Source organism: Caulobacter sp. FWC26 (assembly GCF_002742645.2).
In the GTDB taxonomy this organism is placed as follows: Bacteria; Pseudomonadota; Alphaproteobacteria; order Caulobacterales; family Caulobacteraceae; genus Caulobacter.
In genome coordinates this window covers 3,697,829-3,723,977 of the sequence record NZ_CP033875.1, presented here as the reverse complement: position 1 = coordinate 3,723,977, position 26,149 = coordinate 3,697,829, and the positions used below count along the sequence as shown (strand labels likewise).

Here is a 26,149-nt window from a genome sequence, read left to right as displayed (position 1 = left end):
CCCTAACCCCGCAGCGCCTGAGCCACGACCGGCGCCAGGCGTTCGGCGATCACCCGTGCGCCGTCCGCGTTCGGGTGAATGCCGTCGCGCTGCATGTAGCGCGACACCCCGATCACGCCGGTGAAGAAGTCCGGGGCGTAGAAGACCCCCTGCTCGCGGGCGAGGTCCGGATAGATGGCGTTGAAGCGCCGGGCATAGGCCGCGCCCAGCAGCGCCGGCGCGCGTACCCCCGCCAGCACGACCCGGACGCCGCGCGATTTCAGGTGCTGAATGATCGCCCGCAGGTTGGCCTTGGCCCGGGACGGGTCGACGCCTTGCAACAGGTCGTTACCCCCCAGCGCCACGACGCAGACGCGGGTTTCGGCGGGCACCCGGTCCACGCGCGAGAGACCGCCCCCGGTCGTGTCGCCCAGGACGCCCAAGCCACGCACATGAACCCGTGCGCCCATTCGCTCCAGCGCCGACTGCAGGCGCGCGGGCAGAGCCCTGTCCGCCGCCAGGCCTAGCCCGGCGGTGATCGAGTCGCCCAGCACCGCGACAACCGACGCCGGCGGCGGAGCCTTGGGCTTGCGCACGGCGGCCAACGCTGCGCCCGGCGCGGACAGCGCCATAAGCGCCGCCAGAACACAGCGGCGGTCAGGGGTGGAATGGGGCTGGAACTTCACCATGGGCAAACCGTATCGTTCTCCTTCAGAACATAATCATGACCCTGCGCGTTGAACGCAGGCTGAAGGGGAGAAGCGCCGATGCGTCGACAGGTTCGCGAAATCTTGATCATCGGTGTGGCGGTCTCCGCCCTCGCCGCCTGCGGGCAAAGCCAGGGACAGCAAAACACAACGGTGGGCTACGGCCCTAATCCGACCCTGCCCAAGCCGAGCCGCAGCCTGCTGCCCACCGTCAAGGTGTCGGAAGTCGTCGGCTGGTCCAACGACGCCAAGCCCCGCGCGCCGGCCGGCTTCACCGTGCAGCCGTTCGCGACGGGCCTCGACCACCCCCGATGGCTGCTCGTCCTGCCCAATGGCGACGTGCTGGTCGCCGAGAGCAACAAGCCCGCCCGCCAGGACAAACCCAAGGGTATCCGCGCCTTCGCCGAATCCATGCTGATGAAGAAGGCCGGAGCCGGCGTGCCCAGCGCCGACCGGATCAGCCTGCTGCGCGACCAGGACGGCGACGGGATCGCCGATCTGAAGACGCCGTTCCTGGTCAATCTGCACTCGCCGTTCGGCATGGCCCTGGTCGGAAACACGCTCTACGTCGCCAACGCCGACGCCATCGTCGCCTTCCCCTACACCGAGGGCGCGACGACCATCTCGGCCGGGCCGCGCAAGATCGCCGACCTGCCGGGCGGTCCGATCAACCACCACTGGACCAAGAACATCATCGCCAGCAAGGACGGCGCCAAGCTCTACGCCGCCGTCGGCTCTAACAGCAATGTCGGCGAGAACGGGATGGACAACGAGGTCGACCGCGCCGCGATCCTCGAGGTCGACCTGGCGACGGGCCAAAAGCGCGTCTTCGCCTCGGGCCTGCGCAACCCGGTGGGCCTGTCGTGGAACCCGGCCAATGGCCAGCTGTGGACCTCGGTCAACGAGCGCGACGAGCTGGGCAATGATCTGGTGCCCGACTACATGACCTCGGTCCGCGAGGGCGGCTTCTATGGCTGGCCCTACAGCTATTTCGGCCGGAACGTCGACAAGCGCGTCAAGGACAAGGACCGCCGCCCCGACCTCGTCGAGCGCGCCATCGTCCCCGACTACGCCCTGGGCGCCCACACCGCCTCGCTGGGGCTGACGTTCTACACCGGCGCCAGTTTCCCGGCGCGTTACAAGGACGGCGTGTTCGTCGGCCAGCACGGCTCGTGGAACCGCAATCCGCAGGCCGGCTACAAGGTGATCTTCGTCCCGTTCAGCGGCGGCAAGCCAGCGGGCGGGGTGGAGGATTTCCTGACCGGCTTCCTCGATAAGGACGGCAAGGCCCAGGGGCGGCCGGTGGGCGTCACGGTGGATACGACGGGCGCACTGCTGGTGGCCGATGACGTAGGCAACGTCGTCTGGCGGGTGAGTGCGGGGCAGTAGGGTAACTTGGCTCCGTGATCCCGCGTTTCGTGCGCCGGATGATGACGGATGAAGTTCCGGGACGGGTGGAAGTCGGACAGGCCGCAGGCCCCCACCGGACTATGCTTTGCATGGTCGTCCGCCCCCATAGGGGGCAGAAGGTGCGCTCCCTTCTTCCCCCTATGGGGGAGGAGCGCCGAAGGCGCGGAGGGGGCGAGTATGGGTCGCCAACGGCCTTGAGACCCTCTCCAGAAACCCGACCTTCCCCCCGCCCCAAAGGGAAACTTGCACAACAAGACTGACCGATCGTAAGCTCCGCCCAAAATCGGAGGATCCGCCCATGAAAGTCGAACGCCTGCCGCCCGTGCGGACCTCGCTGGGGCCGACCAACCATCCCTACATGACCGGCCCGTGGACGCCGCAGCACGAGGAGGTCAACGCCTGGGACCTGGAGGTGCTGGAAGGCGCGATCCCGGCGGATCTCGACGGGGTCTATCTGCGCAACACCGAAAACCCGGTGCATGACCCGGTCGGCCGCTACCACCCGTTCGACGGCGACGGGATGATCCACCAGATCGAGTTCAAAGGCGGTCAGGCGACCTATCGCAACCGCTTCGTCCGCACCCGCTGTTTCGAGGCCGAGCAGGAGGTCAATGAGGGCCTGTGGGGCGGCTTGATGGACGGCCCCGGGGTCTCCAAGCGGCCAGGCTTCGGCGCTCACGGGTCGTTGAAGGACAGCGCCAGCACCGACATCGTCGTCCACAACGGTGAGGCGATCGCCACCTTCTACCAGTGCGGCGAAGCCTATCGCCTGGACCCGCTGACCCTGGAGAACCTGGGCGTCGCCAGCTGGGCGCCGCTGGAGGGCGTCTCGGCGCACCCGAAGGTCGACGAGGCCACGGGCGAGCTGATGTTCTTCAACTACTCCAAGGCCTGGCCCTACATGCACTATGGCGTGGTCGGCGCCGACGGAAAGCGTAAGGTCTATCAAGGCGTGCCGCTGCCCGGTCCGCGCCTGCCGCACGACATGGCGTTCTCGTCGAAATACGCGATCCTCAACGACCTGCCGGTGTTCTGGGACCAGGACCTGATGGCGCGCGACATCCACGCGGTGCGCCTGCACAAGGGCCTGCCCAGCCGCTTTGCCCTGGTGCCGCGCGAGGGCGGCGAACCGCGCTGGTTCGAGGCCGAGCCGACCTATGTGCTGCACTGGCTGAACGCCTATGAAGACGGCGACGAGGTGGTGCTGGACGGCTACTTCCAGGAAAAGCCGATCCCCCGCCCGCTGGAGGGCGCGCCCGACGGCCACGGCCACCTGATGGCCTATCTGGACGAGCACAGCTTCCTGCCCAAGCTGCACCGCTGGCGCTTCAACCTGAAGACCGGCGAGACGACCGAAAAGCATCTGGACGACCGGGTGCTGGAGTTCGGCATGTTCAACCAGAAATACGCCGGCAAGCCCTATCGCTACGCCTATTCCACCACCGCCAAGCCGGGCTGGTTCCTGTTCAACGGCTTCGTCAAGCACGACCTGGAGACCGGCGAGAGCTGGTCGATCAGCTTGCCCGAAGGCCGCTACGCCAGCGAGGCGCCGTTCGCGCCCAAGGTCGGCGCGGTCGACGAGGACGACGGCTATCTGGTCAGCTTCATCATCGACGAGAACAAGGGAACGTCCGAGTGCCTGATCGTCGACGCCAAGCGCTTCGAGGTCGTCTGCCGGGTCGCCCTGCCCCACAAGCTGAGCAGCGGCACCCACAGCGTCTGGGCCGGCCGCGAGATGCTGACCAAGTAACCTCATCGCCTTCGGCGAAGAGGCGATTTATGGTTAATCGCCTCTTTACACCGCCAGGCATAGTCTGCGGACCATGCGTCGCGCTCTGCTCGCCTTGATCCTGATCGCTGCGTCGGTCCCCGCCATGGCCGGCCAGCCGACGATTCCCGCGACGCCGAAGCCCAAGCCCGCGCCGGTTCTGCAGTCGCCGATCACGACGCCGACCTTCGTTCTTCCCGCGCCGATCCCGCTGGCTGTTGGACGGCCCGGCGGCGATGTCGCCCAGTGCAAGGCGACCTGTTCCAGGACGCTCTATTTCTGCCAGTCCGGCGGCGACGATGACGGCTGCGGCGCCCGCTGGGCCCAGTGCAACGCCGCCTGCACGGCGACCTATGCGCCCGCCCGCTTCGGACGGTAGAGGCAAGCCGCCCCCGCCGTCCGCCGCGTTAGCATCGTCGTCTCTTACAGCCGCTCGACGATCGTGACGTTCGCCAGGCCGCCGCCTTCGCACATGGTCTGCAGGCCATAGCGCGCGCCGCGGTCCTTCAGGGCGTGGACCAGGGTCGTCATCAGCTTGGCGCCCGAGCCGCCCAGCGGGTGGCCCAGGGCGATGGCGCCGCCGTTGACGTTCAGCTTGTCCGGATCGCCGCCGGTCACCTGCAACCAGGCGGTCGGCACCGAGGCGAACGCCTCGTTGACTTCGTAGAGGTCGATGTCGCCGATCTTCATGCCGGCCCGTTCCAGCGCCTTCTGGGTGGCGGGGATCGGGGCTTCCAGCATGATCACCGGGTCATGGCCGATGACGGTCATGTGGTGGATACGGGCCAGCGGTTCGACGCCCAGCGCCTTGAGGCCGCGTTCGTTGACGATCATCACGCCGGCGGCGCCGTCGCAGATCTGGCTAGAGGTGGCGGCGGTCAGGCGGCCGTCCTCGCTGAGCAGCTTCACGCCGCCGATCGACTCCATCGTGGCGTCCCAGCGGATGCCCTCGTCCTTGTCATGCGTCTCGACCGAGCCGTCGGGCAGGGTCACCTGGATCGGCACGATCTCGGCGGCGAACTTGCCGCCTTTGGTGGCGGCCATGGCGCGCTGATGGCTGGCCAGGGCGAAGGCGTCCAGCTGCTCGCGCGACAGGTCGTACTTCTTGGCCAGCATCTCGGCGCCGGCGAACTGGCTGAACTGGATGCCCGGATAGCGCTCTTCCATGCGCGGGCTCTTGTAGGTCCCGAAGCCGTTCTTGTAGGGCAGGGCCGACGACAGGCCCATCGGCACGCGGCTCATGCTCTCGACGCCGGCGGCGATGACGATGTCCATCGCGCCCGACATGACGGTGGCGGCGGCGAAGTGGATCGACTGCTGGGACGAGCCGCACTGGCGATCAACCGAGGTGGCCGGCACGCTTTCCGGCAGCTTGGAGGCCAGCACCGCGTTGCGGGCGATGTTGATGGCCTGCTCGCCCACCTGGCCCACGCAGCCCATGATCACGTCTTCGACTAGGGCCGGATCGGCGCCGCTGCGGTCGATGAGGGCGTTCAGCACCTCGCCCGCCAGATCGGCCGGATGCCAGCCGCTGACCCGTCCGCCCTTGCGCCCGCCGGCCGTCCGCGCGGCCGCCACGATATAGGCTTCGCCCATCAATTCCTCCTCTTGGTCGCCGGGAGAAAAACAGGCGCTTGCGACTATGTCAGCCGTGACGCGGCGTCAGGTGAGGGCGGCTTGCGGCCGACCGCACCGACGAAAAGCGCCAGCATCGTCAGGTAGCCAAAGACGCTGGCGGCGATAAAGCCGGCGCGGGCCCAGACCTTGGGATCGGCCATCATGGCCAGCGCCAGAACCACCGAAAGGCCATGGAACGCGGCGGCCCACATCGGCCACCAGCGGTCCGAGGTCAGGGCGATGCTGAGCAGCACGGCTAGCAGCGCGACATCGATCGCCATGATCAAGACCTGAGGGCCATACAGCTGGGTCGCATCATGCAGGACCGTGGTGGCCAACCAGGCCAGGACCATGGCCGCAGCGGCGGCGCGTTCGGGCCAGCGACCGCGCCAAGCCGCGACGCCCGTCGAGAGCAGGAGGGCCAGCAGGTTGGTCCACTGGTAGAGCGCGCCAAAGGTCATCGAAGCCAGGGTGAAGACTGGAGAGCGAATTGCAACTCCCCTCCGACAGGATCGGAGGGGAGCTTGGACTCAAGCGGCGTCGACCACGGCTAGACGGCCGGTCTTCGGCGGGGCCGGCGGCTTCTCGCCGCCGCCGCCGAAGGCGACCGCTCCCAGGCCGATGTCGCGCTGGGCGATAGACAGCTGCTTGTGGGTGGCGACGATGTTCTGGCGCGCCAGGGCCAGGGCCTGCATCGTCTCGACTGCCCCCATCAGCGCCTCCTGGCCGACCATGGCCGACAGGTTGGCGGACTGGCGGGTCGAGGGCATCAGGCCCGCCAGGGCTGCGGTCTGGGTAATGGCGGCGTCGATAGCTTTTTCGGCGGCGAACAGAGCTTCGGCCACGGTCTCGGCCGCCAGGCGACGTTCCTTAAGCATGCGCTGTCTCCTCGCGCCGAGCGGTGTCGGCGCGTTGCTAGGGGTTATTCGTGGGGTGAAGCCCGGCTCCTCGGGCGAGGGATTAGGGGAACAAACCTTCCAACGCGTGGAGCCCCGCCAGGATCGAACCAAACGCCAAGGCGGTTACGATCATTACGGTCGCGATGAAGGCCAGTCGCAGGGGAAGACTCAGCTGATTAGGTCTTCCGCCTCCGAGTCCGGAGAGGAAAAATCCGGCGGGAACGTCTCGTCCATCACCGCGCTGGCGATACACAGGATCTCCCGAACCACCAGTTCGCTCGGCTTGAACGGCGCCTGCTTGCGAGTGGCCGAGACCAGGTCGTGAACCATCGCCGCGCCAGCCGGCGTCGCCGACAGGCTGGACAACTGACGCTCCAGCTCGCTCCAGGTGATCGGCGGCAGCAGCTCGGCCGAATTGAGGCGCGGCCAGTCCTGCTGAAAGCTGATCACCTCGCGGCGCAGATGGGCCGCCTTCCCAATGGCGTCCTTCTGGCGCGGGGTCAGGTCTGAATGCGGGCTCGACGGGGTCACGGGGGGCTCCTTCCTCAACGCCCCGAGCAGAGCGTGAGGACGGCTCAGCGCCTAGCCGCGCTGGATCGGACCCCGACGCGATCGGAGGGGGGGATAGCCCCTGATGCGCCCGGTCGAACACCCGCCGCGCCGCATCGTAGCGGTCGTGCGCGCCCAGGCGACGACGGGCCTTGTCCAGGTGCCAGTCGACGGTGTGCTTGGACAGTCCAAGCTCGCGGGCGATTTCCTTGGAGCTCATGTGGCGATCGACGAGTCGAAGGCATTCGCGCTCACGCTCGGTGAGGCGATCAAGGCCCTCGACCTGATACGGAAGGGTGTGTTCGCCCTTGGCCATTCCGGAAACCTTAAGCGAACGTCCCCGCTCGGCAAAGCGCCCGAATATTAAACCTTGGCTATAAAGCTTCGCCTGGATCGCCCATATGCGCATCGTGTGGGCCGATGCGCCGGCGCCAGGCAGGTTGGGCCTCAGGCCATCCAGGCAGTCACTAGGCGGGCGGCGCGCTCGGCGACGTCGGCGGCGCCATCGCCTGGACGATAGAGCTCGCCGCCAACGCCGATCCCGTCCACCCCCGCGCTGCGCCACGCGTCGAGATTGCCCGCGCCGACGCCGCCCACGGCATAGACGGCCACTTCGCGCGGCAGGACATCCTTCACCGCCTTCAGATGACCCGGGCCGAACGTCCCGGCCGGGAACAGCTTTAGCGCGCGGGCGCCGGCCTTGATCGCGGCGAACGCTTCGGTCGGTGTCGCAAAGCCCGGCATCACCGTCAGGCCCCGTTCCACCCCGCGGGCGATGACGGTCGGATCTGTGTTCGGCGTGACGATCAGCTTGCCGCCCGCCTGCGCCACCGCGTCGACCGCGTCGGGGGTGAGGACCGTACCCGCGCCGCACAGCGCCTGGTCGCCGAAGGCGTCGCACAGGCGGCGAATGCTCTCCAGCGGGTCGGGCGAATTGAGCGGCACCTCGATCGCGCCGACGCCGGCGCCGACCAGGGCGGCGGCGATGTCGATCACCTCGTCGGGCTTCACGCCGCGCAGGATGGCGACGATGGGGGGCGGGGCGGCGAAGGTCACGTCGTGGCGTCCTGAAGTCGGGTGATCATCGAGAGACCCGCCAGCACCGCGGCGTCCCCGTCCACGACGGAGGCGTTGACGCCGAGGGCGGCGAGGGCCTGAACATAGAGCGCGGTGAGGGGTCCATCGCCGATCACCGTCACCGCCGGCAGAGGGCCGAACCAATCCCGCGCCGCGGCCACGTCGGCGCCGATCAGCAGTCCCGACAGGAAGCCCATCGCGTCGGCCGGCGACATCGCCTCAAGCAACTGACGCGCGCGGGTCTCGAACAAGAGGTGCGGGAGGCGCTGGGGACCATGCTCGGCGATCCGCGCCAGGCCCTGCGCGAAGCCTGCGGCGGAGCCCTTGGCCATGTTTCCGCCGCCCGCGCCCAGGGTGGATTGGGCCTTGAGCAGGGCGAAGGTCTCGCCGATCGGCGCGGTCAGGAAGGTGGTGATCCGGCTGTCTTCGACCACGGCCCATTTGTTGTGCGTGCCGGGCAGCGCCAGCAGGCGCCGGCCCGACCGCAGGGCGGAGTCCAGCGACAGAGCGCCGAGGATCTGGGTCTCCTCCCCGCGCATCACGTCGGGTCCGCCCAGAGGGTTCACGCACGACAGGCCAGGGACGATCCGCACCGGCAGGCCGTCGGCCTCGATCCCGACGGCGTGGGCGGCGACGTCGGCCGTCGCGGCCGGGCAGGGAACATACGGCGCCTCGGCCCAGCCCATGCGCGATCCGACCATGCCGCACAGGATCGCGCGCTCGGGCCGCGCCTCGCGCCAGTCGCCGACCAGATCAAGGAAAGTCTGTTCGGGGCTCTGCGTGAGCGCGGTCACGCCCGGTCCGTCGCGGCGGTGGATCACGCTCTTGCCTTGGCGCAGCCACAGGCGCAGGCGCGAGCCGCCCCAGTCGCCGACGATCACGATGCTCTGGTCCATCAGGCGGCACCAGTCTCACGGTCAGGCCGGCGGCGCCAAGCCAGAATGCGTGAGGCGCGTGTGGGAGTAAGACTCTGGAGTATCTTGCGATCGCCCCAGAGTCCGGCGATGCTCGCTCATAACTGGTAGCGCTACCAAGCAGAGCGCGCCGCGAAAGAGAGGAAGCGATGGGCAGGTCACGTTTCGCGACGCGCGCCGAAGAGGCTCGACCGATAGCAGCGGCCATGCGCCGGCGGGCCAAGGACGCGCTGAGCCTGGCGGCCTTCGGGCTGGCCCTCCTGGCTTCGACCTCGGCGCTGGCCCTGGACGGCGGCTTTCAGAAGACCGCCGACGGCGTGGTCGTGACGCCTGCCTCGGGCCCGGCCAAGACAGTGCGGCTTCAGGTGATGAGTGATCGCGCGATCCGCGTCACCGCCGCGCCGACCGAAACCATCAGCGTTCCGCCCAGCCTGCAAGTCATCGCCACGCCCAGGACCAGCGGCTTTACCGTCGAACAGGTCGGCGGCAAGGTCGTGCTGAAGGCCGGCAAGGCCACGGCGGAGGTAACGCTGTCCACCGGCGCGGTGTCGTTCAAGGACGCGGCCGGCAAGACCGTCCTGACCGAGCAGGCGCGCTCGACCTTCAAGCCGCTGACGATCGACGGCAAGGGCTTCTACGCCGTCAGCCAGCACTTTAATCCGAATACGGATGAAGGCTTCTATGGCCTGGGTCAGCACCAGAACGGCCAGATGAACTACAACGGCCAGGACGTCGAGCTGGCGCAGTACAATCGCGCTATCGCCATCCCGTTCGTGCTGTCGACCCGTAACTACGGTGTGCTGTGGGACAACAACGGCATCAGCCGTTTCGGTGACCCGACGCCGTACGCCCTGGCCTCGCGCGACCTGAAGATCTTCGACGCCGACGGCAAGCCAGGCGGCTTTACCGCCAAGTACTATGTGGGCGACGAGCTGAAGCTGACGCGCGTCGAGCAGGACATCGACTACCAGTACCTGGAGGACCTGCCCAAGTGGCCGGCTGAGCTGACCGGGCCCGACAAGAAGCCGCTGCGCGGGGCCAAGGTCGTCTGGGAAGGCTCCGTCGAGGGCCAGGTCGGCGGCCTGCAGAAGTTCAAGCTCTACTCGTCCAGCTACGCCAAGCTGTGGATCGACGGCCAGCTGAAGATCGATCGCTGGCGGCAGAACTGGAACCCGTGGTTCCACAACTTCACCGCCCCGATGAAGGCCGGAAGCCGCCACAAGGTGCGGGTCGAGTGGGAGCCCAATGACGGCTATATCGCCCTGCTGCACAACAACCCGATCCCGGCGGCTGAACAGAAGTCGCTGACCCTGACCTCGGACGTCGCCCACGCGGTCGACTACTACTTCGTGGCGGGGGAGAACCTCGACCAAGTCGTCAGCGGCTATCGCGAGCTGACCGGCAAGGCCCAGGCCCTGCCGCGCTGGGCCTATGGCTTCTGGCAGAGCCGCCAGCGCTACAACACTCAGGACGAGCTGGTCGGCGTGGTGAAGGAGTACCGCAAGCGCGGCGTGCCGCTCGACAACATCGTGCTCGACTGGCGCTACTGGAAAGACGACGCCTGGGGCAGCCACAAGTTCGACGAGACCCGCTTTCCCGACCCGAAGAAGATGCTGTCGGACGTTCACGGCATGAACGCCCACTTCATGATCTCGATCTGGCCGAAGTTCTATCCGACGACCGACAACTACAAGGAGCTGGACGCCAAGGGCTTCATGTACCGCCGCAACGTCGAACAGGGCGCGCTGGACTGGGTGGGGCCGGGCTATCTGAACTCCTTCTACGACCCCTACACAAAGGAAGCGCGCGACATCTACTGGCGCCAGATCAAAGACAACCTCGGCGGCATTGGCATCGACGCCTGGTGGATGGACAGCGACGAGCCGGACATGCACTCCAACCTCGACATCCCCGAGCGCACCCTGCGCATGGGGCCGACGGCCAAGGGGCCGGGCGCGGAGTTCTTCAACTCCTACCCGCTGATCCATACCCAGAGCGTCTTCGACGGCGAGCATGAGCGCAGCCCCGACAAGCGCTCCTACATCTTCTCGCGGTCGGGCTTCGGCGGCATCCAGCGTCAGGGCGTGGCGCTCTGGAGCGGCGACGTCGTGGCGCGCTGGGACGACTTCCGCGACCAGATCTCGGCGGGGGTGAACCTGTCGATGACCGGCGTGCCCAACTGGACCACGGACATCGGCGGCTTCTCGGTCGAGGATCGCTACATCAGCAAGGACCCCAAGCACTGGCCCGAATGGCAGGAGCTGAACCTGCGCTGGTACCAGTTCGGCGCCTTCAGTCCGCTGTTCCGCAGCCACGGCGAGGAGCCGTTCCGCGAGCTTTGGAACCTCGCCGACGAGGGGACCGAGGTCTACGACTCGCTCGTCTGGTACAACAAGCTCCGCTACCGGCTGACACCCTACACCCTGACCCTGGCGGGCGAGACCTATCACCGCGACGGCAGCATCATGCGCGGCCTGGTCATGGACTTCCCGCAGGACCCGAAGGTCCGCAACATCGACGACCAGTACCTGTACGGGCCAGCCTTCCTGGTGGCGCCGGTCACGGCGTTCAAGGCGCGCTCGCGGGCGGTCTATCTGCCGGCCGGGACCACCTGGTACGACTTCGAGACCGGCAAGGCCCACGCGGGCGGCCAGACCATCCAGGCCGCCGCGCCGTTGAACCGCATGCCGCTGTTCGTCCGCGCCGGCGCGATCGTGCCGACCACCGAGGTGCAGCAATATATCGGCGAGAAGCCCGACGCGCCGATCACCCTGGTGGTCTACGCCGGTAAGGACGGCCAGTTCGAGCTCTATGAGGACGACGGCCTGTCGATGGCCTACCAGCGCGGCGCCTACAGCCGCATCCCGATCCGCTATGACGATGCGACGGGCCGGGTGGTGATCGGCGCGCGGTCGGGCCGGTTCGACGGCATGCCGGACAAGCGCATCTTCAAGATCCGCTTCATCGGCGCGGGCGCCAAGCCGACCGACTTCGACGCGGCGGGCGACGCGACGGTCGAGTACGCCGGCCAGCCGGTCGTGGTCGTGGCGCGGAAGAAGTAGGGCTCCGTCGACCGCAACCTCGTTGTCATCCTGGGTCAACTTCGCCGCCCAGGATGACACTGAGGCCTACCCAGCCTGTCCCCGGAACCGCTCGATCAGGAACGCTGTCGCCGGGCCTGGCGGTGTGTCGGTGCGATAGACCGCGTGCAGCGGATAGATCGCCTCCTTCAGGTCGGGCATGTCGAGGCGCGTCAGGCGGCCGGCGGCAAGGTCGTCGCGGACCATGGGTTCAGGCATGTTGCCCCAGCCAAAGCCCTCCTTCAGCAGCAGGTGCTTGGCCCCGAGGTCTGCCAAGCGCCAAGTGTGGACGCTGGCGACGGCGAAGTCGCGGCCCTCGGTCAGTTTCGAGCGGTCGGTGAGCACCAGCTGGGTGTGCCCGCGCCCCGCTCCGGGCGGATTGGGGCCTTGCGCCAGCGGATGGTCGGGCGCCGCCACCGGGATCAGCACCGTCGAGCCGACGGCGATATAGTCCAGCTCGTCGCCGCCATGGACGACCTCCAGCGGCCCGGCCACGCCCAGGGTCGCGGCGCGGTCCAGCACCATCCGGGTCACCGCGCCCAGGCCCTCGACATGCAGGCGCAGGGTCACGGTCGGAAAGGTCTCGCGGAAGGCGCGCAGAGCGTCGACCACCCGGGCGGTGGGCAGCATCACGTCCAGAACCAGATTGACCTCGGCCTCCAGGCCCTGCAGCAGGCCCTTGGCCTTGGCCCGTAGGTTGGCCACGTCGCCGGCGATCACCCGTGCCTGGGCTACCACCACCTTGCCCGCCTCGGTCAACACCGGACGCTTGGCGGCGTCACGATCGAACAAGACCAGACCCAGCTGCGCCTCCAGATTGGCGATCGCATAGCTGATCACCGAGTTGGCCCGGTTCAGCCGCCGCGCGGCGGAGGCGAAGCCGCCGGTCTCCACCACGGCCAGCAGAACCGTCAACTGGTCGAGGGTGGGGGCGCCGGGATCGTTCAAGACAGCCTCTCCGTTCGAATTTATCGAACATAACAGACGATTTTATTCGACTGTTTCGCAAGCTCTTTCCGGCGCACAACCTTCCGCAACGCCGGGGCGTTCCGCCTCGTCCATCGCTCAAACCCAAGGGAGGCCGACATGGCCAAGGTTCTGGTTCTTTACTACTCGTCGTACGGCCACCTCGAGACCATGGCCAAGGCCGTCGCCGAAGGTGCGCGCGAAGCCGGCGCCAGCGTCGACATCAAGCGCGTGCCTGAAACCGTGCCGCTGGAAATCGCCAAGGGCGCACACTTCAAGCTCGACCAGGAAGCGCCGGTCGCCAAGGTCGAGGATCTGGCCGACTATGACGCCATCATCGTCGGCGCCCCGACCCGCTTTGGCCGCATGGCCTCGCAGATGGCGGCCTTCTTCGACGCCGCCGGCGGTCTGTGGGCGCGCGGCGCGTTGCACGGCAAGGTGGCCGGCGCCTTCACCTCGACCGCCACCCAGCACGGCGGCCAGGAGACGACGCTGTTCTCGATCATCACCAACCTGCTGCACTTCGGCACCACGATCGTTGGTCTCGACTACGGTCACGCCGGTCAGATGACGCTGGATGAAGTCACCGGCGGCAGCCCGTACGGCGCCACCACCATCGCCGGCGGCGACGGCTCGCGTCAGCCCAGTGAGAACGAACTGACCGGCGCCCGCTACCAGGGCCGCAAGATCGCCGAGACCGCGATCAAGCTGCACGGCTGATCCGGCGCTCGCCGGACGCTCGACCCACTTCCGTGACCGGCGACAGGGCCGGCCGGCGCCTTCCCCCTCCGCGAGCAGGGCGGCGGGAGCCGGCCGGCCCTTTCTTCGTTGAACAGAAAAAGGAGTGTCTCGTGATGCGTCGCTTTTTCGGTTTCCTGTCCGAGCTCTGGAGGAGCCTGGTCTTCCTATCCACGATCCACGCCGTGGCCAGCCGTTGCCGCTCGCGCCGACTGTACGCCGCCGATCGTTGACAGGGTTCATCGGGTGTCGAAGCGGAGACTCTTCGAGGGCGCAGTGTGCGTAGTTCCCACGAGGCGGCTGAGTCTCCATTGAATCTATAGTGCTAGACTAGATGTGCCATTTTGAGACAATCGGCGATGTCTGGCGTAACCTTCTTTTACTTTCTGCTCATTTCATCATTAACAAAATAGTTCTGAACTTTAATCAATCGCGGCTTTTTCCTCAACGAAGTGGAAAGGTCGTTGAGTGATACTGTCCGTGGGCAAAACGCCCGCCGACAGTCAAAATGACGTCGGAACACCTCGAATAGGAGTTGTTTCGTTATGGCGCTGAACAGCATCAACACGAACTCGGGCGCTCTGATCGCCCTGCAGAACCTGAACAAGACCAACACCGAGCTGACGACCGTTCAGCAGCGGATCAATACCGGCAAGAAGATCGCCAGCGCCAAGGACAACGGCGCGATCTGGGCGACCGCCAAGAACCAGTCGGCCACCGCCAACAGCATGAATTCGGTCAAGGACTCGCTGCAACGCGGCCAGTCGACGATCGACGTCGCGCTCGCCGCTGGCGACACCATTACCGACCTGCTCGGCAAGATGAAGGAAAAGGCCCTGGCCGCTTCCGACACCTCGCTGAACACCGCTTCGTTCAACGCCCTGAAGTCGGACTTCGATTCGCTGCGTGACCAGATCACGAAGGCCGCTTCGAACGCCAAGTTCAACGGCGTCAGCATCGCCGACGGTTCGACCACCAAGCTGACCTTCCTGGCCAACTCGGACGGTTCGGGCTTCACCGTCAACGCCAAGACCCTGACCCTCGCCGGTCTGGGCCTGACGGCCACCTCCAGCTTCACGACGGCCGCCGCCGCCAAGACGATGATCGGCACCATCGACACGGCGCTGCAGACGGCCACCAACAAGCTGGCTTCGCTGGGCACCAGCTCGACGGGCCTGGACACCCACCTGACCTTCGTCGGCAAGCTGCAAGACAGCCTGGACGCCGGCGTGGGCAACCTGGTGGACGCAGACCTCGCCAAGGAAAGCGCCAAGCTGCAGTCGCTGCAAACCAAGCAGCAGCTGGGCGTGCAGGCGCTGTCGATCGCGAACCAATCGTCGTCGTCGATCCTGAGCCTGTTCCGCTAAGACGGACTTCGACGAATTTCATCGTCGAGAAGGGCGGGTCATCGGGCCCGCCCTTTTGTCGTTCTGATGCTCTTGTAAATATCGATTCAGTTTTGGAACGATTGTATCAAAATAGAACACATATTATCGACTCTCATTTGCGGGCGATGAGGATCACGCTCGAAAATATACTTTTCATTTTCTGAATCTTCTCTCAGCGCGTTAATCGAACAACGACGTTCTGTGAACCTTATATCAACGCCAGCGTCATATTGTCGCGGTGGGCAAAACGCCCACCGGTCGTCAAAACGACACCGGAAACCTCCAAAGAGAGTGTTTCGTCATGGCGCTAAACAGCATCAATACGAACTCGGGGGCGCTGATCGCGCTCCAGAATCTGAACGCCACCAGTTCTGAACTGAACACCGTCCAGCAGCGCATCAGCACCGGCAAGAAGATCGGCAGCGCCAAGGACAACGGCGCGATCTGGGCGACCGCCAAGAACCAGTCGGCCACCGCCAACAGCATGAACGCCGTGAAGGACTCGCTGCAACGCGGCCAGTCGACGATCGACGTCGCGCTCGCCGCCGGCGACACCATCACCGACCTGCTCGGCAAGATGAAGGAAAAGGCCCTGGCCGCGTCCGACACCTCGCTCAGCACCGCCTCGTTCAACGCCCTGAAGGCCGACTTCGAGTCGCTGCGCGATCAGGTGACCAAGGCCGCCACCAACGCCAAGTTCAACGGGGTCAGCATCGCCGACGGCACGACCACCAAGCTGACCTTCCTGGCCAATTCGGACGGTTCGGGCTTCACCGTCAACGCCAAGACCCTGACCCTGGCCGGTCTGGGCCTGACCGCCACCTCGACCTTCACGACCGCGGCCGCCGCCAAGACCATGATCACCACGGTCAACACGGCGCTGCAGACGGCGACCAACAAGCTGGCTTCGCTGGGCACCAGCTCCACGGGCCTGGACACCCACCTGACCTTCGTCGGCAAGCTGCAAGACAGCCTGGAAGCCGGCGTCGGCAACCTGGTGGACGCAGACCTCGCCAAGGAAAGCGCCAAGCTGCAGTCGCTGCAAACCAAGCAGCAGCTGGGCGTGCAGGCGCTGTCGATCGCCAATTCGTCGAGCTCGGCGATCCTCAGTCTTTTCCGATAAGCTGACCTCCGGACGGGCGGATCAGCGTTTGGATCCGCCTCAACGGTCGCGGCTCTAGACTTGGAAGGGGCGGGCCCACGCGGGTCCGCCCTTTTTCAGGTCTGGGCGTCTCGGCCCGTTTTCTCTTCTTCGAGACATTGAACGGCCTCTGGATTGCCGACAAGGTCTATGACAACGTTGTCGACACGGCGCGTCGCCGTCAAACGAAGAAGAGTTGGGGAGTATGAACACCAAGGCCCTTTGCGTCGCCCTCTTGGCGTCCACCTTCCTGGCCGGCTTCGCGTCGGCTGAAAGCACCGCCTCGTCCACGGCCCCCTCGGCGGCCAAGTCCACCGCCCAGCCGGGCAAGTGGCCCGCCGCGAAGAGCCAGGGCCTGGTCGATCCGGCGACCGAAGCGTTCGTGGACTCGGTTCTGGCCAAGCTGACCCTCGAGGAGAAGGTCGGCCAACTGATCCAGGCCGATATCGGCTCGATCAAGCCTGAAGACCTGAAGACCTATCCGCTGGGCTCGATCCTGGGCGGCGGCAGCTCGCCGCCGCTGGGCGCGCCCGATCGCTCGCCGCAAAAGCCGTGGGTCGACACGGCCAAGGCCTTCCGCGAGGCGGCGTCGCAGCGTGTCGGCGGGACCCACGTTCCGCTGATGTTCGGCATCGACGCCGTCCACGGCAACAACAACGTCGTCGGCGCGACCCTCTTCCCGCACAATATCGGCCTCGGCGCGGCGCGTGATCCCGAGCTGATCCGCCGCATCGGCAAGGCCACGGCGTTGGAAACCTCGGCCGCAGGCTTCGACTGGGCGTTCGGCCCGACCCTGGCCGCGCCCCGCGACGACCGCTGGGGTCGCACCTACGAGGGCTATTCCGAAGATCCGGCCATCATCCGCCAGTATGGCGGTGAGATGATCCTGGGCCTGCAGGCCGCTGTGGCGCCTTTCACGGGCGGCAAGAGCGGCGTGATCCAGCAGGGCCATGTCGCCGCCAGCGCCAAGCACTTCCTGGGCGACGGCGGCACCGAGAACGGCGTCGATCAGGGCGACACCAAGGTCTCCGAGGAGGAACTGGTCCGCATCCACGCCCAGGGCTATGTGCCGGCCATCAACGCCGGCGCGCTGACGATCATGGCCTCGTTCAACAGTTGGAACGGCCAGAAGATGCACGGCAACAAGAGCCTGCTGACCGACGTCCTGAAGGGCAGGATGGGCTTCGACGGCTTCGTGGTCGGGGACTGGAACGGCCATGGCCAGGTGGTGGGCTGCAAGCCGACCGACTGCCCGCAATCGATCAACGCCGGCCTTGACATGTTCATGGCCCCCGACAGCTGGAAGGCGCTCTACGACAACACCCTGGCCCAGGCGAAGTCGGGCGTGATCCCGATGGCCCGCATCGACGACGCGGTCCGCCGCATCCTGCGGGTGAAGGCCAAGATGGGCCTGTTCCAGGCCAGCCGTCCCTATGAGGGGCGCGAGGGCGTGATCGGGGCGCCCGAGCATCGCGCCATCGCCCGCGAGGCGGTCCGCAAGTCGCTCGTTCTGCTCAAGAACGACGGCGTCCTGCCCGTGAAGGCTTCGGCCAACGTGCTGGTCGCCGGTTCGGGCGCCGACGACATTGGCAAACAGTCGGGCGGCTGGACCCTGTCGTGGCAGGGCACGGGCAACACCAACGTCGACTTCCCCAACGCCGAGTCGATCTGGACCGGCGTGAAATCGGCGGTCGAGGTCGGCGGCGGCCGCGCGACGCTCAGCGTCGACGGCAAGTTCGATACGAAGCCCGATGTCGCTATCGTCGTCTTCGGCGAAAATCCGTATGCGGAAGGTGTTGGCGACCTGAAGACATCCCTTGAGTATCAGCCGGGCGCCAAGGCGGACCTCGCCCTGCTCAAGCGCCTGAAGGCCCAGGGCGTGAAGGTGGTGTCGGTGTTCCTCAGCGGTCGACCGCTGTGGGTCAACCCCGAGATCAACGCCTCGGACGCCTTCGTGGCCGCCTGGCTGCCGGGCTCGGAAGGCGGCGGGGTGGCCGACGTGCTGATCGGGGACAAGGCCGGCAAGCCGCGTCACGACTTCCAGGGCAAGCTATCGTTCAGCTGGCCCAAGACCGCCGCCCAGTTCCGCCTGAACAAGGGCGACAAGACCTATGACCCTCTTTTCGTCTACGGCTATGGCCTGTCGTACGCCAAGCCGGGCAAGGTGGGTCGCCTGTCGGAAGTATCCGGCGTCACGGCCCAGGCCGACAACGTCGTGAACTACTTCGTCGGCGGCAAGACCCCGGCGCCGTTCGCGTTCAAGGCCTCGCCGTCGTCGAGCGTGCAGATCGCGCCGGTCGACGCGGGCAATGTGCAGGAGGCCGGCCGCCAGATCACCTTCGCCGGCGACAAGCCCGGCAAACTGTCGATCGTCGGCGACAAGCCGCTGGACCTGTCGTTCCAGACCAACGCCGACATGGCGCTGAGCTTCGCCTATCGCCTGGACGCGGCCGCCACCGGGCGGGTGAGTCTCGCGATGGGCGCGGGACGCCTCGACGTAACGCCGCCGGCCGGTTCGCCCACCGGCCAGTGGGCCAGCGTCAAGATCCCGCTCAAGTGCTTTCAGGCCGCCGGGACGGACGTGACCAAGGTCACCGCGCCGTTCGAACTGATCTCGGCCGGCGCCTTCCAGGTGTCGATCGCGGAGGTGAAGCTGACCGCCGACCCGGCCGGGGCCGTCTGCCCCGCCAAGGCGCCGTAGCCCGACGCTCGAAAGCTGGGTTAGCGCCGCGCTAACCAGCAACCCGTTGACCCACCGGGCCATTCTAGTCTCCGAAAGGAGCGGCCCGGTGGATTTCGACGAGCGTCAGGCGTGGAGTGTGTTGTGGGAGGCGGTGTTCGGCGAGCCGCCGCCCATTCGCGCCGAGGCCGAGATGACCGGCCAGGTTCTGGTCGAGCACCTGCCGCCGGCGCCGCCCTACGAGATCAGGTCCCGAACTGAGTGAACGGCACGCGGTTGAAGAATTCCCGCTCGACGCCGCGCGGGTCGTCCTCCAGCCGCGAGACGGTGTCGAACACCATCGTCTGGCGGCGGGGCAGGGTGTAGGGCTCCCACTTGGGGAGACTTCCGCCGTTCGGGTCGCCGGTGCGGGCGAAGGCGATGAAGGCGTCGCTCATGGTGTTGGACATGGCCACCGACTCCGGCCCCGTCCCGACGATCGAGCCCTTGGCGTCCAGCGTGCCGAACACCAGGCCGATGTCGATGGTGTGCGGCGCGCCGAAGATCCCGCCCTGCATCGGCGAGCGCCAGTTGACCTGATAGGCGTAGGCCGGCGCGCCAGCCTTGGCCCGCTCCTCGTCCTGGATGATCGCCGCCTTCCACGAGCGCCCCGCCGTCGAGGCGGCGAAGAAGACGTCGGCCGGCGAGTAGTTCGGATAGGTCTGGCGGTAGAAGGCCACCACCGTCTCGGGATCGATGTCGATGCGGGCGTTGAACTGCCCCGGCAGGCGGGCGATCACCTCGTCCCAGGTCTGGGGGAAGGCCTTGGCGTCCCAGCCGATGAAGCCCCTGGTCTCGTCATGGGTGTTGCCGACCATCATCGGCACCGACAGGCTCTGGGGCGCGGCGTCGGGGAAGAAGGGGTGTCGGGTCAGTGACCGCTGATCCAGCACCGGGCCCATATAGACCCCGCCGGCCCCGGCGATCGGGTCGACCGCTTTCAGCCCCGCCAGCATCTCGGCGGCGGGCAGGGCGCGCAGGGCGGCCAGGTCCTTGATCCCCAGCTTGTCGAGGAAGGCTTTCGCGCGCTTGGTGGCGTTGAACGGGCCGCCGACCGTGACCTGCTGGCCGCTCATGGTGGCGGCGCGGTGGACGAGACCCTTGGCGGCGGGCATGGCCATCAGGGTGGCGATCTTGGCCCCGCCGCCCGACTGGCCAAACAGCATCACCCGCTCGGGATCGCCCCCGAACCTGGCGATGTTGTCGCGCACCCACTGCAGGGCCAGCACGAGGTCGAGCTGGCCGGCATTACCGCTGTCGGCCACCGACGGGTCGTTGAAGAGGCGCGCCAGATAGAGATAGCCGAAGGCGTTCAGGCGGTGGTTGACGGTGACCACCACGACATCGCCGCGCTTGGCCAGCTTGGTCCCCTCATACCAGGGGCTGCCCCCCGAACCGCCGTTATAGGCGCCGCCGTGGATGTAGAACATCACCGGTCGCTTGCCGCCATCGGCGAGGCCGTCCTTGCGCGAGGCCTTGGCCGGGGTCCAGATATTGAGGAACAAGCAGTCCTCAGAGAGGGTCTCGCCCTCCTCGCCCTTGCCGGTCTGCATCGAGGCCGGACCATAGGCCAGGGCGTCCTTCACATCGGTCCAGGGCTCGGGCTTTACCGGCGCCATGAACCGCCGCGCCCCGCCGGTGTCGGCGCCATAGCGCAGGCCCTTGAAGACGCTGACGCCGTCCTGGACGTAGCCGCGCACCTTGCCGTTGGTGGTCGCCACCACGGGCGAGCGCGCCTCGCCCGCGAAGCCCGCGCGAGGCAGGGCGGCATAGGCCGTCAGCGCGGCGGCGCCGGTGATCAGGGTGCGGCGGGTGGCGGTCATCGGGTTTCCTCCGGCGCTTTCTGACGAGCGGTCCGAAGCGGTATCACGGGTGACACCGGTGACAATCCCTTTTGGTGCGCCCGACTAGCCCAACCCCTTCACCGCCGCAGCGTGCGCGTTGATTACTGCCAAGGTCGAGGCGTCGGCGTCGAACACGCCGAACAGGCCTTGTTCCTCCTGGGGCGGATCGCCGACATAGCTCTTGTCGCCCTTCTTGAACCAAGCGTCCGGCTGCTGGGCGCGGCCCTCGCCGTTCCAGGCCCAGAAGTTGACGCCGGCGGTCGGCCCGCCGGCCTTCATGTCAGCCAGGGCGAGATCCAGCATCGTCTTGTAGAAGCGGTCGCGATAGGTGGTCGGCGAGCCGGGCGCGAACTGGCGGCCGTCGCGGATCAGGCCGAACTCCTCAATGGTCAGGGGCTTGTTCAGCCGCTTGGCCAGGGCGATGTGCTGGGCCACGTAGTCGCGGCACTTCTGCTCGCCCGCCTCATAGGTCGAGGGCTGGTCGGTCATGCTGATCCAGCCCCAGTTGTTGGGCCAGATGTGGATGGTCATGTAGTCGATCACCGGCGGGGCGTGGGCGTCGACGACGCAGGACTCCAGGCCCATGCAGCCCATGGTCCCCTCGCTGCCGGTGGTGACGAGGTGCTGGTTGTCGAGGCGCTTGATCAGGCTGGCGGTGTCCCGAATCCAGGCCTGGTAGGCGGGCATGTTGCTCTTGCCGAAGGCGTCCGAACCGCCGGGACGCGGCTCGTTGGCCAGCTGCCAGGCCATGATGGTCGGATCGTCGCGATAGGGCTTCCCGGTGACGGTGCTGACCCGGCTCACGAGGCTCGTGACATAGTGGCGGAAGAGGGCGTTGGCCTTCTGGTTGGCGTATAACCGCGCCGAATAGTCCGCGTACTGAGGCCATGGGTGGGCGGGATCGCCCTGCTGGAACCAGGGGCCGTCGCCCACCCAGTTCAGATAGGCCGGCATGCCGCCCGACCAGTCCCAGAAATTGTTGACGTAGATGACCGCTTTCATGTCGCGCTGGGCCATCTCGGCCAGGGTGACGTCGAGGCCCTTCAGCAGGTCGGCGTTATAGTCCTCGCCCGGCCCCCGGAAGGTCGGGTCCATGGCCACCTTGGCGGGAGACTGCTCTCCCGCGCCCAGGATGCGCAGGTTGGTCACGCCCATGGCCTTCAGGCGATCGAGCTCCCGGCGCAGGCGGCCAAGGTCCCCGTAGCCGGCCGGCGCGCCCAGCCAGGCGGCGTACCAGACATTGGTCCCGGCGAAGCGATAGGGCTTGCCGTCCAGATGCAGGCGGCCGTCCTTGACGGTGACGAAGCCCTTCGGCGGCGTCGGCGCTTTGGCTGCGCCGATGGCCGGAAGAGCGGCTGCGGCGGCGATCAGGTGGCGGCGGGAAAGGGTCATGGCGTCCTCCGACGAACCTCTGCGGGGTTCTCGGCGCGCACCATGCCGTGGGTTGATAGCGCTAACAACAGTCGATCGCTGGTAGGCGTTCGACGAAGCGGCAACGCAAAGGGAATGCCGTCTAGCGATCCTCTAGACCGTGCCAGATGCGCGAAATGAAGACGGTCTCGGGGCTGGCTTCATAGCGGACAACGTAACGCGAGCCGCCGAAGGGAACGATCAACTCCCGAATGCCGAGCGTGACCAAGCGTCCTCGGTCTGGGAAGTCGGTCAGGCTCGTAAGGTGTTGCTCAAGCAGCATGATCATACGCAGGGCCGCGTCAGGACTTTTGTCCAATAGCCAGGCGTAGAGGCGATCAATGTCGCGCTGCGCCTCCGCCGTTAGATATAGCTGGCGGGGCAGCGGGCTAACGTTGGTGGCGCGCTAGCAGGCCGTCTCGCACCTCAGACCACGGCTTGAAATCGCCCGAGCGCTTAGCGTGATCGATGATGGCGCGATCGATGGCTGGGTCCGGGTTGATCGAAGGCGAGGCCGTCTGATTGATCCCTCGATCAATCAAAAGCATCGCATAGTCTTGCGGAGACATGTGCGCTTGGTCCGCCAGCACCTTCAGCCGCGCCGCCTGCTCGGGATCAATATGAATGTCGAAGCCATCGGCCATGGGCGGAGAGTCCCGCCGATGGCCGATGGCGTCAAGGGTTACAGGTTCAGCAGCGCCGGGTCGCCGCCCTGGGCGGTGATGTTGACGCTGAGCGCCCGCTCGACCGCGAAGCGGAGCAGGGCGTGGGGGCCGCCGGCCTTGGGGCCGGTGCCCGATAGGCCCTCGCCGCCGAACGGCTGGACGCCGACGACCGCGCCGGTCATCGAGCGGTTCACATAGGCGTTGCCGGCCGGGACCAGGCGCTGGACGTCGGCCGCGAAGCGTTCGATCCGCGAGTGGATCCCCAGGGTCAGGCCGTAGCGACGGGCCGCCAGGGCGCCGGCGACCTTTTCCAGGTTCTCCGGCTTGTAGCGCACCACGTGCAGCACGGGGCCGAACACCTCGCGCTCCAGGAAGTCGGCGGTCGGGATCTCGGCCAGGACCGGCGCGAAGAACGTGCCGCCCTCAGGCGCTTCGAGCGCGTGCAGCACCTTGGCCTCGCGGGTCAGGCGCTCCTGATGCTTGACCAGCGCGTCCTTGGCCTCGGCGTCGATCACGGGGCCGACGTCGGTGACGGCAAGCGCCGGATCGCCGAGTACCAGGGCGTCCATCGCGCCCTTCAGGCCGTCGATGATGTGGTCGGCGGTGTCCTCGGGCAGGAACAGCAGGCGCAGGGCCGAGCAGCGCTGACCGGCGGAGCCGAAGGCGCTGACGATCACGTCGTCGATCACCTGTTCGCGCTGGGCGGTGGTGTCGACGAACATGCCGTTGAGGCCGCCGGTCTCGGCGATGAACGGCACGATCGGACCCTGGCGGGCGGCGAGCGTCTGGTTGATGCGCCAGGCCGTGTCGGTGCCGCCCGTGAAGGCGACGCCGTCCAGGCTCTCGTGGCTGGTGAGCGCCGCGCCGACCGTCTCGCCACGACCCGGCAGCAGGGCCAGCAGGCGCGGGTCCAGGCCCGCGGCGTGATAGAGCTTGACCGCCTCGAAGGCGATCAGCGGGGTCTGCTCGGCGGGCTTGGCCAGCACGGCGTTGCCGGCCGCCAGGGCGGCGGCGATCTGGCCGGTGAAGATGGCCAGCGGGAAGTTCCACGGGCTGATGCAGACGAAGACGCCGCGACCGGCCAGACGCAGGCTGTTGGTCTCGCCGACCGGACCTTTGAGGATCTCGGCCTCGCCGAACTGATCCTCGGCCAGCACCGCGTAGTAGCGGCAGAAGTCTACGGCCTCGCGCACCTCGGCGATGCCGTCCGACAGGGTCTTGCCGGCTTCACGCGACAGGATGGCGATCAGGCGCTCGATATTGGTTTCCAGCGCATCGCCCATGGCGCGCAGCACCTGTGCGCGAGCCACGCCGCCGGCGCGGTCCCAGGCCGGTTGCGCGGCGCGGGCCAGATTGAAGGCCTCGTCGATCTGTGGGGCTTGCGCCTCCGACACGACCCCGATGGTCTTCTGCGTATTGGCGGGGGCGATCACCGGCAGCGGCGCGCCGCCGGCCATGACCTTGCCGCCGACCAGCGGACCGGCCGATAGGGTGACGCCGTCCAGGGCGGCGACGGCGGCCTCGAGGCGAGCGCGATCGGCCTTTACCGAGAGATCCAGGCCCGCGCTGTTCTGGCGGCGGTCGCCATAGACGCGGATCGGCGTCGGGATCTTGGCGTGGCGATCGGGATGGGCCTCGACCACGTCGATCGGGTCAGTGACGACCTTCTCGACCGGCACGCGCTCGTCCAGCAGGGCGTGGACGAAGCTGGTGTTGGCGCCGTTCTCCAGCAGACGACGGACCAGATAGGGCAGCAGGTCTTCGTGACCGCCCACCGGGGCGTAGGCCCGCAGGACGATGCCGTCATAGAGGTCGTCGGCGGCCTTGTAGAGCGCCTCGCCCATGCCGTGCAGGCGTTGGTGCTCGATCGTGACGCCGGCGTTCTTGGCCATGCGGACCACGGCCGCCAGGGTGTGGGCGTTGTGAGTGGCGAACTGGGCGTAGAGGTGCGGGGCGGCGTCGATCAGGGCCTTGGCGTTGACCAGGTACGACAGGTCCGTGGCGGGCTTGGTCGTATAGACCGGGTAGTCCGGGCGGCCCGCGACCTGGGCGCGCTTGATCTCGCTGTCCCAATAGGCGCCCTTGACGAGGCGGACCATCAGGCGGCGGCCGGTCTCTTCCGACAGCGCCTTGAGGCGGGCGATCACCTCGCCGCAGCGCTTCTGATAGGCCTGGACGGCCAGGCCCAGGCCCTTCCAGTCGCCCAACTCCGGCTCGCGGCACAGCTTGTCCAGCAGCTTCAGCGACAGGGCGAGGCGGTCGGCCTCTTCGGCGTCGATGGTGAAGTTGAGGTTGTGGCGCGCGGCGATCTTGGCCAGGCGCAGGGTGCGGGGATAGAGCTCTTCCCAGACGCGGTCTTCGTGGGTGGCCTCATAGCGCGGGCACAGGGCCGACAGCTTGACCGAGACGCCATGGCCCTTCTCGGGACCGGCGCCGTTCGACAGCTTGCCGACCGTCTCGATGGCGTCGGCATAGGCCTTCTCGTAGCGCTCGGCGTCGGCGGCGGTGCGGGCGCCTTCGCCCAGCATGTCGAACGAGCACATGGTGTCTTCGCTCGCGGCGCGCTTGATCGCCGCCTCGATCGTACGGCCCAGCACGAACTGCTCGCCCATGATGCGGATGGCCTGCCCCACGGCGGCGCGGATCACCGGCTCGCCCAGGCGTCCGGCCAGCTTCTTGACGAAGCCGGGCAGATCCTTCTTGGCCTCGTCGTCGGGCTCGACGATCTTGCCGGTCAGCATCAGGCCCCAGGTCGAGGCGTTGACGAACAGGCTGTCGGAGCCGCCCAGGTGCGAGGCCCAGTCGGCCGAGCCGATCTTCTCGGCGATCAGCTTGTCGCGGGTGTCGTCGTCGGGCGTGCGCAGCAGCGCCTCGGCCAAGCACATCAAAGCCAGGCCCTCGCGGGTGCCCAGGCTGAACTCCTGCAGGAAGCTTTCGACGACGCCCTGCTTGCGGACGCTGCGGCGGGCGCCGCGCACCAGGGCCTCGGCCTCGGCGCGGACGGCGGCGCGGTCCTCGGCGGAGAGCGGCTTGGCGGCGAGCAGGTCGGCGATCACCGCGGCTTCGTCGCGATACTTGCCGGCGTCGAGGCTGTCCCAGTCGGTCATGGTCGTTTCCGCTTGTTGGTATATCGTCGGTCTAACTTGCCTTTGACGAAAGGTGCTTCGTTTGTTGTGAGTGCAGGCCGAAATTTGTTCGGCGAAGTGGCCGAAAAATGTCGTCCGCTCCAGCGCGCCGACACCGCGCCGGCCGGATGTGCGTCAAGCTTGCGCCGACGG

22 protein-coding genes and 2 pseudogenes are annotated in these 26,149 nt (G+C 67.2%); 10 read left to right on the top strand and 14 right to left on the bottom strand.

Features of this window, described 5'->3' with window-relative positions; all coding sequences use genetic code 11:
• Positions 1 to 2: 2 nt before the first annotated feature.
• The gene (locus CSW63_RS19255; RefSeq protein ID WP_062099555.1) at positions 3 to 668 is read right to left on the bottom strand and encodes an arylesterase; all 666 of its coding nucleotides are present in this window, start codon (positions 666 to 668) and stop codon (positions 3 to 5) included.
• 78 nt (positions 669 to 746) lie between these two features.
• Here CSW63_RS19255 and CSW63_RS19250 point away from each other — a divergent pair, with 78 nt between their 5' ends.
• From CSW63_RS19250 to CSW63_RS19240, 4 genes and pseudogenes are all read left to right on the top strand, one after another.
• Positions 747 to 2,075, top strand: a complete 1,329-nt coding sequence (locus CSW63_RS19250) for a sorbosone dehydrogenase family protein (protein WP_062099554.1) — start codon at positions 747 to 749, stop codon at positions 2,073 to 2,075.
• A gap of 238 nt (positions 2,076 to 2,313) precedes the next feature.
• A pseudogene (locus CSW63_RS24215) lies at positions 2,314 to 2,398 on the top strand (hypothetical protein); the annotation flags it as partial.
• A complete protein-coding gene (locus tag CSW63_RS19245) occupies positions 2,395 to 3,846 on the top strand; it encodes a carotenoid oxygenase family protein (protein ID WP_062093438.1) in 1,452 nt (483 codons plus the stop codon). The pseudogene CSW63_RS24215 and the gene CSW63_RS19245, both read left to right, overlap by 4 nt.
• A 73-nt stretch (positions 3,847 to 3,919) precedes the next feature.
• Positions 3,920 to 4,243: a hypothetical protein gene (locus CSW63_RS19240; RefSeq protein ID WP_062093437.1), complete on the top strand. Its 324-nt coding sequence runs from the start codon at positions 3,920 to 3,922 to the stop codon at positions 4,241 to 4,243.
• A 44-nt stretch (positions 4,244 to 4,287) separates the two neighbouring features.
• Here CSW63_RS19240 and CSW63_RS19235 read toward each other — a convergent pair whose 3' ends face one another.
• The 7 genes and pseudogenes from CSW63_RS19235 to CSW63_RS19210 all read right to left on the bottom strand — a co-directional run bounded on the left by CSW63_RS19235 (position 4,288) and on the right by CSW63_RS19210 (position 8,902).
• A complete protein-coding gene (locus tag CSW63_RS19235; RefSeq protein ID WP_062093436.1) occupies positions 4,288 to 5,460 on the bottom strand; it encodes an acetyl-CoA C-acetyltransferase in 1,173 nt (390 codons plus the stop codon).
• A 44-nt stretch (positions 5,461 to 5,504) separates the two neighbouring features.
• A complete protein-coding gene (locus tag CSW63_RS19230) occupies positions 5,505 to 5,942 on the bottom strand; it encodes a hypothetical protein (RefSeq protein WP_062093435.1) in 438 nt (145 codons plus the stop codon).
• A 69-nt stretch (positions 5,943 to 6,011) separates the two neighbouring features.
• Complete coding sequence (locus tag CSW63_RS19225; RefSeq protein ID WP_082749288.1) at positions 6,012 to 6,359, bottom strand: hypothetical protein; 348 nt, start codon at positions 6,357 to 6,359, stop codon at positions 6,012 to 6,014.
• Between the two features lie 189 nt (positions 6,360 to 6,548).
• On the bottom strand, positions 6,549 to 6,911 hold the full coding sequence (locus CSW63_RS23905; protein WP_231737247.1) for a hypothetical protein: 363 nt from the start codon (positions 6,909 to 6,911) through the stop codon (positions 6,549 to 6,551).
• Between the two features lie 184 nt (positions 6,912 to 7,095).
• A pseudogene (locus CSW63_RS23900) lies at positions 7,096 to 7,149 on the bottom strand (hypothetical protein); the annotation flags it as partial.
• A gap of 227 nt (positions 7,150 to 7,376) precedes the next feature.
• The gene (locus CSW63_RS19215) at positions 7,377 to 7,985 is read right to left on the bottom strand and encodes a 2-dehydro-3-deoxy-6-phosphogalactonate aldolase (protein ID WP_062093434.1); all 609 of its coding nucleotides are present in this window, start codon (positions 7,983 to 7,985) and stop codon (positions 7,377 to 7,379) included.
• Entirely contained in the window at positions 7,982 to 8,902 is a 921-nt protein-coding gene (locus CSW63_RS19210; protein WP_062093433.1) for a 2-dehydro-3-deoxygalactonokinase, read from the bottom strand. The genes CSW63_RS19215 and CSW63_RS19210 overlap by 4 nt, the downstream gene beginning before the upstream one ends.
• Before the next feature lie 224 nt (positions 8,903 to 9,126).
• Between CSW63_RS19210 and CSW63_RS19205 the strand changes: the two genes are divergently transcribed.
• The gene (locus tag CSW63_RS19205) at positions 9,127 to 11,982 is read left to right on the top strand and encodes a TIM-barrel domain-containing protein (RefSeq protein WP_062093432.1); all 2,856 of its coding nucleotides are present in this window, start codon (positions 9,127 to 9,129) and stop codon (positions 11,980 to 11,982) included.
• 66 nt (positions 11,983 to 12,048) lie between these two features.
• Here the strand turns inward: CSW63_RS19205 and CSW63_RS19200 are convergent, their stop codons facing one another.
• Complete coding sequence (locus tag CSW63_RS19200; protein ID WP_062093431.1) at positions 12,049 to 12,948, bottom strand: LysR family transcriptional regulator; 900 nt, start codon at positions 12,946 to 12,948, stop codon at positions 12,049 to 12,051.
• Between the two features lie 138 nt (positions 12,949 to 13,086).
• On the opposite strand from CSW63_RS19200, the gene wrbA reads away from it, so the two are divergent.
• The 5 genes from wrbA to CSW63_RS23460 all read left to right on the top strand — a co-directional run bounded on the left by wrbA (position 13,087) and on the right by CSW63_RS23460 (position 19,178).
• Positions 13,087 to 13,686 carry an NAD(P)H:quinone oxidoreductase gene (gene wrbA, locus CSW63_RS19195; protein ID WP_062093430.1) on the top strand — a complete coding sequence of 200 codons (600 nt, stop codon included), beginning with the start codon at positions 13,087 to 13,089 and terminating at the stop codon, positions 13,684 to 13,686.
• 563 nt (positions 13,687 to 14,249) lie between these two features.
• Positions 14,250 to 15,071: a flagellin FljK gene (gene fljK / locus CSW63_RS19190; protein ID WP_099503073.1), complete on the top strand. Its 822-nt coding sequence runs from the start codon at positions 14,250 to 14,252 to the stop codon at positions 15,069 to 15,071.
• A 322-nt stretch (positions 15,072 to 15,393) separates the two neighbouring features.
• Complete coding sequence (locus tag CSW63_RS19185; RefSeq protein WP_099503075.1) at positions 15,394 to 16,215, top strand: flagellin; 822 nt, start codon at positions 15,394 to 15,396, stop codon at positions 16,213 to 16,215.
• Positions 16,216 to 16,429: 214 nt separating this feature from the next.
• Positions 16,430 to 18,934 (top strand): exo 1,3/1,4-beta-D-glucan glucohydrolase, encoded by a 2,505-nt coding sequence (locus CSW63_RS19180; protein WP_168193691.1) that lies wholly within the window; start codon positions 16,430 to 16,432, stop codon positions 18,932 to 18,934.
• Between the two features lie 88 nt (positions 18,935 to 19,022).
• On the top strand, positions 19,023 to 19,178 hold the full coding sequence (locus CSW63_RS23460; protein ID WP_156447789.1) for a hypothetical protein: 156 nt from the start codon (positions 19,023 to 19,025) through the stop codon (positions 19,176 to 19,178).
• Here CSW63_RS23460 and CSW63_RS19175 read toward each other — a convergent pair.
• From CSW63_RS19175 to putA, 5 genes are all read right to left on the bottom strand, one after another.
• Positions 19,159 to 20,775 (bottom strand): carboxylesterase/lipase family protein, encoded by a 1,617-nt coding sequence (locus CSW63_RS19175; RefSeq protein ID WP_062097953.1) that lies wholly within the window; start codon positions 20,773 to 20,775, stop codon positions 19,159 to 19,161. The two genes, CSW63_RS23460 and CSW63_RS19175, sit on opposite strands and share 20 nt — an antisense overlap.
• 84 nt (positions 20,776 to 20,859) lie before the next feature.
• Positions 20,860 to 22,188, bottom strand: a complete 1,329-nt coding sequence (locus tag CSW63_RS19170) for a cellulase family glycosylhydrolase (RefSeq protein WP_062097955.1) — start codon at positions 22,186 to 22,188, stop codon at positions 20,860 to 20,862.
• Positions 22,189 to 22,309: 121 nt separating this feature from the next.
• Positions 22,310 to 22,591, bottom strand: a complete 282-nt coding sequence (locus tag CSW63_RS19165; protein WP_082749629.1) for a type II toxin-antitoxin system RelE/ParE family toxin — start codon at positions 22,589 to 22,591, stop codon at positions 22,310 to 22,312.
• 4 nt (positions 22,592 to 22,595) lie between these two features.
• Positions 22,596 to 22,850 (bottom strand): hypothetical protein, encoded by a 255-nt coding sequence (locus CSW63_RS19160; RefSeq protein WP_062097966.1) that lies wholly within the window; start codon positions 22,848 to 22,850, stop codon positions 22,596 to 22,598.
• 38 nt (positions 22,851 to 22,888) lie between these two features.
• The gene (gene putA / locus CSW63_RS19155; protein WP_062097969.1) at positions 22,889 to 25,978 is read right to left on the bottom strand and encodes a bifunctional proline dehydrogenase/L-glutamate gamma-semialdehyde dehydrogenase PutA; all 3,090 of its coding nucleotides are present in this window, start codon (positions 25,976 to 25,978) and stop codon (positions 22,889 to 22,891) included.
• Between the last annotated feature and the right edge of the window lie 171 nt (positions 25,979 to 26,149).